At 46.1% G+C, this 13737-nt stretch carries 10 protein-coding genes and 1 other annotated feature; of the genes, 4 read left to right on the plus strand and 6 right to left on the minus strand.

What is annotated here, in order from left to right; genetic code table 11:
* Positions 1 to 170: 170 nt before the first annotated feature.
* The 3 genes from ABTV53_RS17330 to leuC all read right to left on the minus strand — a co-directional run bounded on the left by ABTV53_RS17330 (position 171) and on the right by leuC (position 3949).
* The gene (locus ABTV53_RS17330; RefSeq protein ID WP_433744669.1) at positions 171 to 1577 is read right to left on the minus strand and encodes an N-acetylmuramoyl-L-alanine amidase; all 1407 of its coding nucleotides are present in this window, start codon (positions 1575 to 1577) and stop codon (positions 171 to 173) included.
* A gap of 316 nt (positions 1578 to 1893) precedes the next feature.
* Positions 1894 to 2496, minus strand: coding sequence for a 3-isopropylmalate dehydratase small subunit (leuD, locus tag ABTV53_RS17335; RefSeq protein ID WP_433744672.1), 603 nt, complete (start codon positions 2494 to 2496; stop codon positions 1894 to 1896).
* Positions 2497 to 2527: 31 nt separating this feature from the next.
* A complete protein-coding gene (leuC, locus tag ABTV53_RS17340; protein ID WP_433754254.1) occupies positions 2528 to 3949 on the minus strand; it encodes a 3-isopropylmalate dehydratase large subunit in 1422 nt (473 codons plus the stop codon).
* A 376-nt stretch (positions 3950 to 4325) separates the two neighbouring features.
* Between leuC and ABTV53_RS17345 the strand changes: the two genes are divergently transcribed.
* Positions 4326 to 5246 carry a LysR family transcriptional regulator gene (locus ABTV53_RS17345; protein WP_421886809.1) on the plus strand — a complete coding sequence of 307 codons (921 nt, stop codon included), beginning with the start codon at positions 4326 to 4328 and terminating at the stop codon, positions 5244 to 5246.
* A gap of 513 nt (positions 5247 to 5759) precedes the next feature.
* On the opposite strand, the gene ABTV53_RS17350 is transcribed toward ABTV53_RS17345, so the two are convergent.
* From ABTV53_RS17350 to ABTV53_RS17360, 3 genes are all read right to left on the minus strand, one after another.
* Positions 5760 to 6578 (minus strand): carbon-nitrogen family hydrolase, encoded by an 819-nt coding sequence (locus ABTV53_RS17350; RefSeq protein ID WP_421886806.1) that lies wholly within the window; start codon positions 6576 to 6578, stop codon positions 5760 to 5762.
* Positions 6579 to 6651: 73 nt separating this feature from the next.
* The gene (locus ABTV53_RS17355; protein ID WP_433744676.1) at positions 6652 to 8274 is read right to left on the minus strand and encodes an ABC transporter substrate-binding protein; all 1623 of its coding nucleotides are present in this window, start codon (positions 8272 to 8274) and stop codon (positions 6652 to 6654) included.
* A 201-nt stretch (positions 8275 to 8475) separates the two neighbouring features.
* Positions 8476 to 9432 carry an ABC transporter substrate-binding protein gene (locus ABTV53_RS17360; RefSeq protein WP_433754255.1) on the minus strand — a complete coding sequence of 319 codons (957 nt, stop codon included), beginning with the start codon at positions 9430 to 9432 and terminating at the stop codon, positions 8476 to 8478.
* Positions 9433 to 9731: 299 nt separating this feature from the next.
* Here ABTV53_RS17360 and ABTV53_RS17365 point away from each other — a divergent pair, with 299 nt between their 5' ends.
* The 3 genes from ABTV53_RS17365 (at position 9732) to ABTV53_RS17375 (ending at position 13709) form a co-directional block, all read left to right on the plus strand.
* Entirely contained in the window at positions 9732 to 10940 is a 1209-nt protein-coding gene (locus ABTV53_RS17365) for a pyridoxal phosphate-dependent aminotransferase (RefSeq protein ID WP_421886796.1), read from the plus strand.
* 64 nt (positions 10941 to 11004) lie between these two features.
* Positions 11005 to 11219 (plus strand) — a binding site (T-box leader).
* A gap of 82 nt (positions 11220 to 11301) precedes the next feature.
* Complete coding sequence (gene proB / locus ABTV53_RS17370; protein WP_433744679.1) at positions 11302 to 12405, plus strand: glutamate 5-kinase; 1104 nt, start codon at positions 11302 to 11304, stop codon at positions 12403 to 12405.
* Positions 12406 to 12461: 56 nt separating this feature from the next.
* Positions 12462 to 13709: a glutamate-5-semialdehyde dehydrogenase gene (locus tag ABTV53_RS17375; protein WP_433754257.1), complete on the plus strand. Its 1248-nt coding sequence runs from the start codon at positions 12462 to 12464 to the stop codon at positions 13707 to 13709.
* Positions 13710 to 13737 lie beyond the last annotated feature (28 nt).

Consider the following 13737-nt stretch of genomic DNA (forward strand, 5'->3'; position numbering starts at 1 on the left):
TAGACGCCCTTCGCTCTCAAAAGTTGCGAATATATTCCAACATAACAGAAAAAAAACGTTGTCAGATCAAGCTTTTTTTACATTTTAATGTCTTCTTTTTTCCTTATTTATCATGCATACATCTCTAAACAACGTAATACCCTAACCTTCATAATTGCGCACAATCCAATTTATAATCCCAAAAATTCAACAATTCCGTCCGCAATTGCCTGTGCACATTTGTCCTGGTATTCTTCCGTGAGCATGACTGCTTCATCTGTAGGGTTACTTAAGAAACCAAGTTCAAGTAATACAGCAGGCATGGTTGTTTCACGCGTCACATGCAGACTAGCCGTTTTAACCCCACGATCCTTGAGTCCTGTTACCGGTAACACATATTTGTGAAGAGTGTCAGCCAAAGTCTTGCTTTCTTTACGACTGTAGAGCGTTTCAATGCCGTTTGGTACCGGTGTAGTGTATTTGTTTCCATGAATGGACACAAAAACATCTGCCTGATTCAATTCAGCAATATCCACACGCTGTTTGAGCGAAAGTTCTGTATCATCCTGGCGTGTAATGACCGTTTGAATATTGATGTATTGTTGAAGGATGGCCTGTACCTTCAGCCCTACAGACAGATTGAAATCCTTCTCATAAGCTCCTGACAAACTCACTGCACCCGATTGGCGACCACCATGTCCCGGATCAATGACCACAATCGTTTTACCATCATTCGCAGGTACTGCCGGTTGACTTGACGGTCCTCCACTCGTGGCGATCAGGTCAACGAGCAAGACATTGTTATCTCCAACAGACCATTTGGCTGTAGCCGTCTGATTCAGGTCCAGAACGACACGCACGGTAGAAGGCGATTTACTGAACATGGCATACCGGACTTTGGAAACTATTGATGAATCCGTAACGGGAATCTGTCCACTGCCATCCCGGTTAGAGGCTTGTCCCTGAATGAATTCCTGAGAGAATTTCGCTGAAGGCAGATCAACAATAATTCGGTCTGGCCCACCAATACTGGATACTTTGGGGCTAATATTACCGTTTGTTGCTACAATCAAGCGATCTCCGCTGAAGCTGATGCCTTGAAGCTCTGTCAAACCATCCGGGACAGGTGCCTCGACAGGGTCACTGTCACCTTCCGTTTCGACTACAGGAGGAATACTAAATAGGCTTACTGTCTTGGTTCCATTGTCCCAGCCAACACGCAGACCCATGCCTTCCCCGACAAAGCGTAACGGAACAAGGGTCGTTCCCTGTTTGATCAGTGGAGGTGAATCCAAGTTCACCACGTTTCCATTCACTGTAGCTGCATCTTTACCAGCAGTCATTAGAATCATGCTGTTTCCTTTTTGAACCTGGACTGACTGGGTTGCTTTTTGCCACTTCACCTTATAACCCAGATTCTCGGATACAATTCGAATCGGAACCATGACTGTCTTTCCGATATTTTCGGCAGGTGCTCCCGTCTGCTGGTTAATGGTTACACCGTCGAGTACAATCGAGGGAGTGGTGTCTGCATGGGCCATGACTGGGAGTAAACACAGGAACAGAAGAAAAACGACTGCTGCCGACCATTTTTTCATACCTCATCCACCATTCTTTTTGTCTTTTGAACATCCGACCTGATTCTCTGCAGCGTAACATCAATAACAATATGTAACCTTCCATAATCTACTAATCAGTTTATCAGATATTGTCTGATCATCCGGTTACAACGTTGTCATATTTAGTCGGAAACAAGATAAAAAAGCAGATCACATTTAAGAACATAATTTCTTTTACACAAATGTGTATCGATTTCGTATCAGGCTTCTGAAATTACAAAAAGCTTCTGTCTCACCGATGGGAACATGGTCCCTTTGGCGAAGCAGAAGCTTTCTGTTATACAATACTTAACGATTAACCGAACAGTTTTGCCGCGTGGCGTTGTTCGTAAGCAGCGATTTCATCATCATGTTGAAGAGTCAGACCGATATCATCCAATCCTTGCAACAGGAATTGACGACGGTGTTCATCCAGATCAAAATCGATATGCAGTCCGTATGCATCAGTAATCGTTTTATTTTCCAGATTTACATTCATCTCATAGCCTTCATGTGTCGCTGTACGTTGGAACAAGTCTTCAACTTGCGCTTCTGACAACTTGATTGGCAAGATTCCGTTCTTAAAGCAGTTATTATAGAAGATATCTGCAAAAGATGGAGCGATGACACAACGGAATCCATAGTCCATAATTGCCCATGGCGCATGCTCACGGGAAGATCCACAGCCAAAATTGGCGCGTGAGATCAGTATGGATGCCCCTTCATAACGAGGTTTGTTCATTTCGAAGGAAGCATTATTGTTGCCCTCTTCATCGAAACGCCATTCGTAGAACAAAAATTGTCCAAATCCGGTACGTTCAATCCGTTTCAGAAACTGTTTCGGAATGATTGCGTCTGTATCGACATTGACCCGGTCTACCGGTGCAACGATGCCTTGTAATGTTTTGAATTCTTCCATATTAAACGTTCTCCCTTCTGTCTGTTATAGCTTAGATCGCTGCTTCCGTTTTGAAGTTCCAGTCCCGTACGTCAACAAAGTGACCCTTAACCGCTGCTGCTGCTGCCATTGCCGGAGATACCAGATGCGTACGTCCTCCGCGTCCTTGGCGTCCTTCAAAGTTACGGTTGGACGTCGAAGCACAACGTTGGCCTGGCTTCAATACATCCGGGTTCATCGCCAGACACATACTGCATCCCGCATCACGCCATTCAAATCCGGCTTCCGTAAAGATTTTATCCAAACCTTCTTGTTCTGCTTGGATTTTAACTCGTCCTGAACCTGGTACAACAATTGCTGTAACCTGACTGGATACCGTGTGTCCTTTAGCCACTTGTGCTGCTGCACGCAGATCTTCGATCCGACCATTGGTGCAAGAACCGATAAATACATAATCAATTGGAATCTCGGCGATTGGTGTTCCCGGTTCAAGTCCCATATATTCAAGCGCTTTTTCAGCCGCTTTGCGTTCGTTTTCTGTAGGCAATTCAGCCGGAACAGGAACTTTCGAGGAAATGTCGGTTCCCATGCCAGGGCTTGTTCCCCAAGTTACTTGCGGAATCAATGTTTCCACATCGATTTCAACCACATGGTCGAACTCCGCACCTTCATCGGTTACAAGCTGCTTCCAGCCTGCTACAGCTTCATCGAACTTCGCACCCGCTGGTACGTATTCACGTCCACGCAGATATTCAAATGTTGTTTCATCCGGAGCAATCAATCCTGCTCTTGCTCCACCTTCGATGGACATGTTGCAGACCGTCATACGCTCTTCCATGCTCAACTCACGGATGGATTCGCCAGTGTACTCAATAACATAACCTGTTGCAAAGTCTGTACCGTATTTGGCGATAACGGCGAGGATCATATCCTTCGCGGTTACACCCGGGTTACGTTTGCCGACAAAACGAACTTCCATCGTTTTGGCTTTTGCTTGTTGCAAACATTGTGTTGCCATAACGTGCTCAACTTCACTTGTTCCGATTCCGAATGCCAGTGCGCCGAACGCACCGTGTGTGGACGTATGACTGTCACCACATACAATCGTTTTACCCGGGTGAGTCAGACCCAGTTCAGGTCCCATAACGTGCACAACGCCTTGATCAACCGTGTCCAAATCATACAATTTCACGCCGAAATCACGGCAGTTTTGCGAAAGTGTATCAATTTGTTGTTTGGAGATTGGATCTGTAATGTTAAAACGGTCTTTCGTTGGAACGTTGTGGTCCATTGTTGCAAATGTCAACTCAGGGCGACGAACTTTACGTCCACTGAGACGAAGACCTTCAAATGCCTGCGGAGAAGTTACTTCGTGCACCAGATGCAGATCGATATACAGAATGCTTGGTTTGCCTTCTTCTTGATGAATCACGTGATTTTCCCAAATTTTCTCAAACATCGTTTTTTTACTCATCATTTTCACCTCATTATAAGTTCGGTCCTTGGAAGAGCCTCGTGTTTCCTTTAAAAAGTGAAGCTCTTGAATGACATAAATATATCACCCTGTCCTTCATTGTTCCAAGATATAATATCTATAGATGTAATAGGTTTAACCTATAATAAGAGAAAGACAAATAAACCACTGCTCATCGCAGAGGTTTCAATTGATAACAATTATCATTATCATATAAGTCTTATACTACGTTTCCGTTGCTTCTCTGTCAATGCTTTTTATACAAAATAAACAAGCCCCTCCTGATATTCAAGTTTACCGTAGTTCCGCCAAAGAGAATGATTTCTTCATCTGTAGTGATATAATGGTGGCATAACGAAAGGAATGACCAATGACGATGGAATTCAGACAACTTCAATATACGCTGCAAATTGCAGCCGAACGCAATTTCTCCCGCGCAGCAGAGAAGCTGCATATTGCCCAACCTTCATTAAGCCAGCAATTATCCAAATTGGAAAAAGAATTGGGTGTACTCCTTTTTCAGCGTAATACAAGTACCGTAGAGTTAACCCATGCCGGTGTAACGTTTGTTGAGCAAGCTCAGAAGATCGTAGATGCCATGGAGTTATTACGTCAGGAAATGTCAGACATCTCCCAGCTTCGCAAAGGCAAAGTCGTTGTGGGCAGCATGCCAATCACGGGTTCACATCTTCTCCCACATGTGCTTCCTGCATTCCAACAAGCGTATCCCGAGATTGAAGTCACCTTGTTGGAAGACTCTGGGCTTACGCTTGAGAAATTGACAGCAAGCGGCAAAGCTGATCTAAGTCTGTTATCTCTTCCTTTACAAGAACCAAGCTTGTCTTATGTAACCATTGGCGAAGAACGGATTGATCTGGCGGTTCCCCCGAATCACCCTCTGGCACGCAGGGCAGATCCGGAGAATCCGCTTCCTGTGCGAATTGAAGAGCTTCGGAATGAACCCTTTGTTGTATTGAAAAAAGGACAAGGGTTCCGCAAACTTACATTTGATCTCTGTGAGCAGGCCGGTTTTGATCCCCAAGTTGTGTTTGAGAGCACCAATATTGAAACTGTTCAGTCGCTGGTCGCCACTGGTATGGGCATTACACTGGTTCCACGCTTTATTGCCCGTGCGCCGCGCAGTGAATTCGTGCCTGTGTACGTCCCGCTTGCTGAGCCAACTCCTAGCAGAACACTTGTTGTGGCTTATCGTCAAGGCAGAGTACTGTCGAAGGCAGCCGAAGCATTCATCCATACGTTTCAACAAACTGTGGCCGAATTGTCAAAGGGAGACTAAGAAAATTACTCCTATGGGTATGAGGACATTTCACATTGAACCCAAACAAAAGCTTGACCCTTATGGGCCAAGCTTTTGTCATATATTCGTTTCCCGCATCCGCAGGATAAAGTTCTTACATCGCAATCACAGTAACTGGTTAGAGTACAATGTTGCTTATTAAGTTGTTAAACTTTAATGCAAATTTATAATGTTAACGTAGAAACATACATAAGAAAATTTCATGTCTGGCGGTTTATTTTCGCAAATTACGATCGCTTGTCAGCCTGTTTTGCTGATTCATTACACGGCCTTCGTCCTGAACAGTTGAATCAGGGGGTGATAAGCCTCCTGCTCCATTCTCTAAGAATGCCCTTAAGTGATCTTCCCTTGTGTTATCCTGTTCCAGTCTCCTGAGCGTATCTTTCACATGGTTGTCCATTGATTGATCATCTCCTTGGTAACGGGATAGTTATCATTACCCGCGTCATGGAAGAATAAACACTTTTATGAAGAATTTTATTTCAATTATTATTATTCGCCAAAATAAATACCAGGTCGCCGGTCTTCAAATACGGGAATACGCCCGCGAACCTCATCCACCAAGGAAGGGCGAATAATTCCGGTCACGATCTCTTCCTCTTCGCCACCTTCTGCGACAATCTCACCCCAAGGATCAATGATCAGGGAATGCCCGAAAAACTCGGTCTCTCCCCCTTTACCCACACGGTTACAAGCGATCACATACATCTGATTCTCAATCGCTCTTGCCGTAAGCAACGTACGCCAGTGGTGCAGGCGGGGCTTCGGCCATTCAGCCGGTACAATCAACGCCTTGGCACCATTTAAAGCCAGTGTCCGGGCAAGTTCCGGGAAGCGGATATCATAACAGATTGAAGCACCCGCTGTAAGACCGTTTTGTAATTCAAAGATTTCAGGCTCCGCTCCAGGCTTTAAATATTTCTCCTCGTCCATCAGACGGAACAAATGTAATTTATCGTATCGTGTGATCTGTTTTCCATCACGATCATACGCGTACATTGTATTGTATATTTGACCATCCCGTTTCTCGGCAATTGAACCGCCAACGATGGAAATTTGATGTTTCTGAGCAAAAGCAGACAGCCATTCCCGAGATTTCTGGCCTTCCGGGTCAGCGAGTTCATGAATTTGCGTCAACGCGTATCCGGTATTCCACATCTCAGGTAGCACAGCCAGCCCCAGATCCGGATATTGTTCTACCGCACGTTCAAGCAACGACTGCATATGTTTATGATTAGCCTCAGGGTCTCCGAGCTGAATATCACCCTGAATCAGGGCTACACGCATTTCTCCCTGTTGTTTTTCTGTCATGACAAGCACTCCTCTGAACCGTAATACCTGCTATCATAGCTTGATCCTCCTGAGGACTGCAAGCCTGTTTTTGTTATGAACTTGCACACAACAATTCAGGCAGCAGGGTCAGCAATCGATCACTCGTTAGCGCATCACCCACATTCCAGGTCGACTCTTCCACAGGATACACCCGTCCATTCTGCACAGCCGGAAGGGCACTCCAACTGGGGCTTTTCATCAGCATCTCTGTAGCCTGTCTTGCCACGACTTCCTCAGGCAGCATAACAAATACATGATCCCCGGCGTACTGTTGCACTGCTTCAGCCGAAATTTCCTTATAGGCTCTGCCCGCCGCCAGTGCTTCCTTCACTTTGGTAACTGGCCTGAAACCCATGGGATGATATAGTCGTGGCGCAAGCCCGATATTGCCCATAACAAACAATCGTGCACCCCGGTGGTATGTAAATACAGATGCCGTTTCCCCGGCTTCAATTGCTGTATGGATCTTCGCCCACATATGTTCAGTACGCTCCGCATAGGAGGTTAGCCATTGTTCAGCCTGAGGTTGTCTGCCAAACCAATTGCCCAATCTGCGCATTCGCTCTTCCAACATGGCATGTGAATTGTATGCGAGTGTTGGTGCAATACGGGAAAGTTGTTCATATTGCTGTTCGTTGTTACTATCAAAAATAATCAAATCTGGCTTCATTTGAACAGCTGCTTCCACATTAACCGGCGCAACCGCGTCATAGGTCTGATCTCCCAATATCTGAATGCCCAGCATCAGCAGATCGCCAGCCGAATCTCCGTAATACATAATTCGCTCCGGGTTTACTGGAATATTCACATCATGCCCCAACCAATCTTGTACCAACGTCTGCTGCCGAATAGATCTGTCATATTGGCGAGGAGATAATCCGGTCATTTGGCGAAAACGCCTGCTGAAATAATACTCATCCTTAAATCCCACCCGACTCGCAATATCCCGAAGTGGTTCATCCGATTTGCGAAGCCATTCCTTGGCACGTTTAATACGTACATGATTTACATAATCGAGTGGCTTGTGGCCTGTGAGTTGTCTGAACAGAGTCGTATACTGCACAGGCCTGATCTCCGCAATACGTGCCAGTTTCTGTACAGTGATTTCTTCAGCATAGTGGTCGTCCACATACTGAATTGTACTGTGTAGCCTTGCTTCCATACTCTGCTCCGTCTTTGGAGAAGTGTACCGGGTAATGATCATCTCCATCCATTTTTGGAACTGTGCATTCAGATGACTGTATTCGGCGTCTGTTTTATAGTTCCGAATGATATACATCTGTTCCAACAGCCCACTTAACGGAGCATATGGATAGCCATTCAATTGGTTTCTATGCACAAATACGGGGCGAGTATAGAGCTCCGGATCACCCGTCAACACATGAATAACATCAAAGTTCATCACGAAATATTTCAATTCCGAGTCATTGCGATGTTCAATCTGGTAGCCCTCTCCCGGAGAAAGCGGATAAACACATCCCGTAGTAAACGGATACTGTTCATCTCCAATATATAAACGCCCCTCCCCTTCCTCGCAGATCAGGAACGCATGTTTCTCGCAAGCAACTTCCAGCATCACCTGTTCAGGCAGCTCAATTCTTCGTACCAGATGATCCAGCCGAAACATGAATGCTGAGAAGAACAACGCTCCCCCATCGGCATCCAAAGCCTGCATGTCGGTTCACCTCGTTTTTCTAAAATGAGAATGATTATCAATAATTCTGTATGGTCTGATTATAAGCGAGTGATAGTCAATAATCCAGCTATGACTTTAATCAGCAAAAAAAGAGCGCTCAACGAAAGGTTGAAGGCTCCTTTTACTTTTAAATCTGCATTACTCAAAGATGTTAATTGCGCCTTACGAACTTATCATCAATTATTGGATCATCTGTTTTGGCAGCTCTTGTAGCAGCCACTCCCTGGAAAGGGCATCACTTGAAGCTTTTACGATATCAAATCGATACACGTTTCCTTCTTTTACAGCAGGCAGATTATTCCAGATTGAACTATCCAGTAATTCTTTGGTGGATTGTTTTGCATCGTCGGTTACAGGATCCAGAATAAATATCCGATCACCGGCAATTTCAGATAATTTCTCAGTCGAAATCTCTGCAAATCCCATGTCTTGATCCAATATTTTCTGAATTTCCGCAGTTGGCTTCAGCCCGTCTTTTCCATATAACAACTGTGGCAATCCTGCACCCGCCATGACAAACAGACGATTTCCGGGATACATGGTGAATACCGAAGCAGTCTCCCCTTCTTTCAATCCGTTCTCATGAAGTTGCTTCCACATCTCTTCTGTTGCTTTTTGATGATTCGTAATCCAATCCTCGGCTTCTTGCTTTTTGTTCAACAGGTCACCAAGGATACGCATACGATCTTCTATTGATCCAAACGAATCAAATGTAACCGTAGGTGCAACTTTTGAGATCTGATCGTATTGTGCCTCATCACTGTTCGAGAAAATGATCAGATCGGGATTCAAGGCTAGCGCCTTTTCTACACTGATCGGAAATCCTACATCCTCTGCCTGAGCAACCTGATCATCGTATACAGTTCCATCCTGACGAAGTATGCCTACAGGAACAACACCAAGTGCGAGCAAATCCCCGGTAACTTCTCCATGATAGATGACTCGCTTCGGATTTACAGGGACCTCTACCTCATGCCCAGTCCAATCTTTGAATACCCGGGTCTCCCCCTCATTGGTCTCTTCCGCCGCAGTCGTGGTCTCTGTGGTTTCTGTGGCTGTTTTGGAATCCTCTGCGCCAGCAGCAGGTGTTGTAGCCTGATTTCCACAAGCCAGTAGCAGAATGGATAACCATGTAATCGTAAATAGTACTGCCGTATTTCATATGCCCTTTTTCATTGCTATTTCTCCCCCTGTATCATGTGCATTGGCAATATAATTTAATGATATTGATTATCATTATCGGATATTATCATAAAACAAGGCTTCTCTGAGCTCAATGGACAAAATGATATGGTCACTTTCAGTTTTGTACAATCCTCCGTACTTTGCTCCTATGTACTGTCTAATCAAGTGGATTTCCCTCTATACAGCTCGGGATTGGCGTGATAAATTAATGAGAACTATTGGCATATTTAATAACCGGAGTGATAAATATAATGACCCATTCAGACCAAACAACTGCTCGTTCAGCCTTTACGATACCAACTTCTGATGTAATGACACAGCTACCAACCCAATTTTTTGCTACCCTTGTTCAAAATGTAAATCGTGAAATCGCAAGTGGACATGATGTGATCAATCTGGGTCAGGGGAACCCGGATACACCTACACCACCCCATATTGTGAAAACACTGCAAGAGTCGGCTGAAAATCCTCTCTACCATAAATACTCCCCTTTTAGAGGGTACTCTTTCCTGAAGGAAGCTGTCGCCAAACGTTATAAGGAAGATTACAACGTTGATCTGGATCCCGAGACTGAAGTAGCCATTCTGTTCGGGGGCAAAACAGGACTGGTTCAGTTACCTCAGGTCCTGCTTAACCCCGGTGACACCGTTCTCGTTCCCGATCCAGGCTACCCGGATTACTGGTCCGGTGTTGCACTCGCCAAAGCAAACATGTCATTTATGCCTTTGCTGGAGTCCAATGCATTCCTGCCGGATTATGAAGCTGTTACAGCCGAAGATCGGGAGAAGGCCAAGTTGATGTTCCTTAACTATCCCAACAATCCAACTTCGGCAACGGCACCTCTTTCGTTCTACGAAGATACAGTTGAATTTGCCATTCGAAATCAAATCGTCGTTGCCAGCGACTTTGCGTACGGGGCGATTGGTTTCGACGGGCATCGTCCAGTAAGTTTCCTACAAGCTCCCGGTGCCAAAGAGGTGGGTATTGAGTTCTATACGTTATCCAAAACGTACAATATGGCTGGATGGCGCGTTGGATTCGCGCTAGGTAATGCAGAGATTGTCTCTAAAATTAATCTGCTTCAGGATCATATCTATGTCAGTCTTTTCGGTGGGATTCAAGCTGCGGCAACGGAAGCACTTACTGGATCTCAGGAATGTGTCACTTCGCTGGTTTCACGTTACGAATCTCGTCGTAATGCGTTTTATGACGCTCTTACCTCGATTGGCTGGCAAGCTTCTAAACCGGCAGGTTCATTCTTCAGCTGGTTACCTGTACCGGCAGGTTATACCTCTGCTTCATTTGCAGACTTGTTACTGCGGGAAGCCAAGGTGGCCGTAGCTCCAGGTATTGGTTTTGGTTCGCATGGTGAAGGCTATGTGCGCGCAGGACTGCTAAGTGATGAAAACCGATTACGCGAAGCTGTGGAACGGATTGGCAAGCTGAACTTATTCAAGTAATTTACAGGACCATAACCCCTTTGCATATGCCAAGTTTCCATGGTATGTTATAAGAAATATTGAACGAAACGTGATGACGGGACCAGTAAGAGAATATCAGTCGCGCCCAGAGAGTAAATTCCACCCTGCTGAAAGAATTTACCGCGGCACTTCTCTGAAACCTACCCCTGAGCGGCCTGTTACGTACAGGACAGTGCCTTCTGTTACAGGGCATGAAGCCGGATGATCTGATCATCAATAAAGGTGGTACCGCGGAAGTAACAAACTTTCGTCCTTTTTAACTAAAGGGCGGGAGTTTTTTTTGTACCCGCTAAAGCCTGCTCCAGAAGCACTAATTAATCATGTTTAAGGAAGTGAAACCATGACTTCACGTATTGTAGTTAAGATTGGAAGCAGCTCGCTTACCACGGAAGAAGGCGGTCTGGATCGCAGTGCGATCACTTTTTTTGCCGGAGAAATTGCAGCATTGGCTGATCAGGGTCATGAAGTACTTCTGGTCACCTCTGGAGCGGTAGCTGCCGGATTCCGGGAGATCGGTTACCCTCAGCGGCCTAAACAGTTGCATGAGAAACAAGCTGCAGCGGCCGTTGGGCAGGCATTATTGATGCAGGCATATCAACAGGCTTTTGCAGCGCACCGCGTTACTACGGCACAAATTCTGTTAACGCGTACAGACTTTCACAGTCGTAAACGTATGGGGAATGCAGGCATGACCGTGGAGGAGCTGCTCAAACAGCGAGTGATTCCGATTTTCAATGAGAATGATACCGTATCGGTGGACGAATTGAAGTTTGGTGATAACGATCTGTTGTCCGCATTGGTTGCGAACCTGGTGAAGGCACAACATCTGATCATACTTACGGATACCAATGGATTGTACACCGCTGACCCGCGTAAAGATCCGTCTGCCATACGTTACGACCGTATCCCCGAAATAACGGCTGAGATCTACGCTTTTGCCGGAGGCGCAGGATCATCGGTTGGCACAGGCGGAATGCGATCCAAAGTTGATGCAGCCAAGGTTGCTACACGTGGAGGCGTACCCGTATTTGTAGGAAGTGTGAAAGAACCTGGAGATATGCAGCAGGCGGTTGATGGCACGGGCAAAGGCACTTACTTTGAGACACGACTCGCTTCCCTATCCCGTAAAAAGCAGTGGCTGGGCTTCATGTCTACTCCACTGGGAACCGTCGTTGTGGATGACGGTGCCGAAGAGGCCCTTGTCCATGGGGGGCATAGTCTTCTGCCTGTAGGAGTCAAGCGGGTACTGGGAACGTTTCATGCAGGAGACGTTGTAGAGGTCATCGGAATGGATGAAACCCTGCTTGGTCGCGGTATTGTCAATTATGATGATGACCAGCTTCGACTCATTGCCGGACTTCCCAGTGGCGAAGTGATGAAACAACTCGCCAGTATCCACAGACTTGAGGTTATTCATAGAGACGAATGGATTACATTAAAATAAACATGAAGTTATATAGTGGTTGAAATACTCAATTTTATATATGAGGAGGAATTATGATGAGTGAAGTGAGAGAAAAAGCCAGCAAAGCTCAAGCCACGGTTCCACAACTGAACCGATTGAATACAGAACAGAAAAATAACGCCCTGCGTGTCATGGCAGATGCATTGATTACCGAGACGGATTCCATCATTACAGCAAATGCCGAAGATCTGGAACGCGGCAGAGAACAAGGCACACCGGAATCGATGCTGGATCGACTCGCACTTAATAAGGAGCGCATTGCTGGCATTGCTGAGGGATTACGTCAGATTGCAGATCTGCCTGATCCAGTCGGGGAAGTATTGGAGACATTCACCCGTCCAAACGGACTGCATGTTGAAAAATCAAGAGTGCCAATTGGACTCATTGGTATTATCTACGAAGCTCGTCCTAATGTAACCGTGGATGCAGCCGGACTATGTCTCAAAACAGGTAATGCAGTGCTTCTGCGCGGCGGTTCCTCTGCCCTCTCCTCTAACCGCAAAATTGTGGATGTGCTGCATCAGGCACTGGCAACGACAGACATGCCTGCGGATGCTCTGCAACTGGTTGAGGATGCAGACCGTGCTTCCGTGGATGAAATGCTCAAATTGAACGGACTGCTGGACGTCATCATTCCACGCGGCGGAGCCTCCCTCATTCGTAATGTGGTTGCCAATGCAACCGTACCTGTTATTGAAACCGGGGCAGGCATCTGTCATACCTATGTGGATGAATCAGCTGATCCGGTCATGGCAGCCGAAATTGCCATTAATGCGAAGGCACAACGTCCATCGGTATGTAATTCCATGGAAACGTTACTGCTGCATGCCGCTTATGCGGAAGAGCATCTGCCTGATCTTGCCGAGCAATTCCGTGAGGCCAATGTGATCTTGAAAGGTTGCGACACGGTGCGCCGTCTTGTCCCTTCCGCCGTTGAGGCAACCGAGGAAGATTATGCGACCGAGTATAACGATTATATTTTGAATATCCGTGTGGTCGAGAACTTGGACGAAGCGATGCAGCATATCGCCCATTACGGAACCAAACATTCCGAATGTATCGTAACCCGGGATACAGCCCATGCAGAACGCTTCATGCATGATGTGGATGCAGCAGCCGTTTATCACAATGCATCCACGCGCTTCACTGACGGATACGAATTCGGCTATGGAGCCGAGATCGGGATCAGTACTCAGAAACTGCATGCACGCGGACCGATGGGACTGCCAGCACTCACATCAACCAAATATCGGATTACCGGCAATGGACAGATTCGTCAATAATATTTCAGCACCAGTTATATAGGAGGAA

The sequence above is a fragment of the Paenibacillus amylolyticus genome, assembly GCF_050990605.1.
GTDB lineage: Bacteria > Bacillota > Bacilli > Paenibacillales > Paenibacillaceae > Paenibacillus > Paenibacillus amylolyticus_H.

Coding starts and splice junctions, on each gene's coding strand:
- ABTV53_RS17375 (WP_433754257.1), top strand. CDS start 12,462: ATGAGTGAAGTGAGAGAAAAAGCCAGCAAAGCTCAAGCCACGGTTCCA.
- ABTV53_RS17355 (WP_433744676.1), bottom strand. CDS start 8,274: ATGCAGGCTTTGGATGCCGATGGGGGAGCGTTGTTCTTCTCAGCATTC.
- ABTV53_RS17330 (WP_433744669.1), bottom strand. CDS start 1,577: ATGAAAAAATGGTCGGCAGCAGTCGTTTTTCTTCTGTTCCTGTGTTTA.
- ABTV53_RS17345 (WP_421886809.1), top strand. CDS start 4,326: ATGGAATTCAGACAACTTCAATATACGCTGCAAATTGCAGCCGAACGC.
- ABTV53_RS17350 (WP_421886806.1), bottom strand. CDS start 6,578: ATGACAGAAAAACAACAGGGAGAAATGCGTGTAGCCCTGATTCAGGGT.
- proB (WP_433744679.1), top strand. CDS start 11,302: ATGACTTCACGTATTGTAGTTAAGATTGGAAGCAGCTCGCTTACCACG.
- ABTV53_RS17365 (WP_421886796.1), top strand. CDS start 9,732: ATGACCCATTCAGACCAAACAACTGCTCGTTCAGCCTTTACGATACCA.
- leuD (WP_433744672.1), bottom strand. CDS start 2,496: ATGGAAGAATTCAAAACATTACAAGGCATCGTTGCACCGGTAGACCGG.
- leuC (WP_433754254.1), bottom strand. CDS start 3,949: ATGAGTAAAAAAACGATGTTTGAGAAAATTTGGGAAAATCACGTGATT.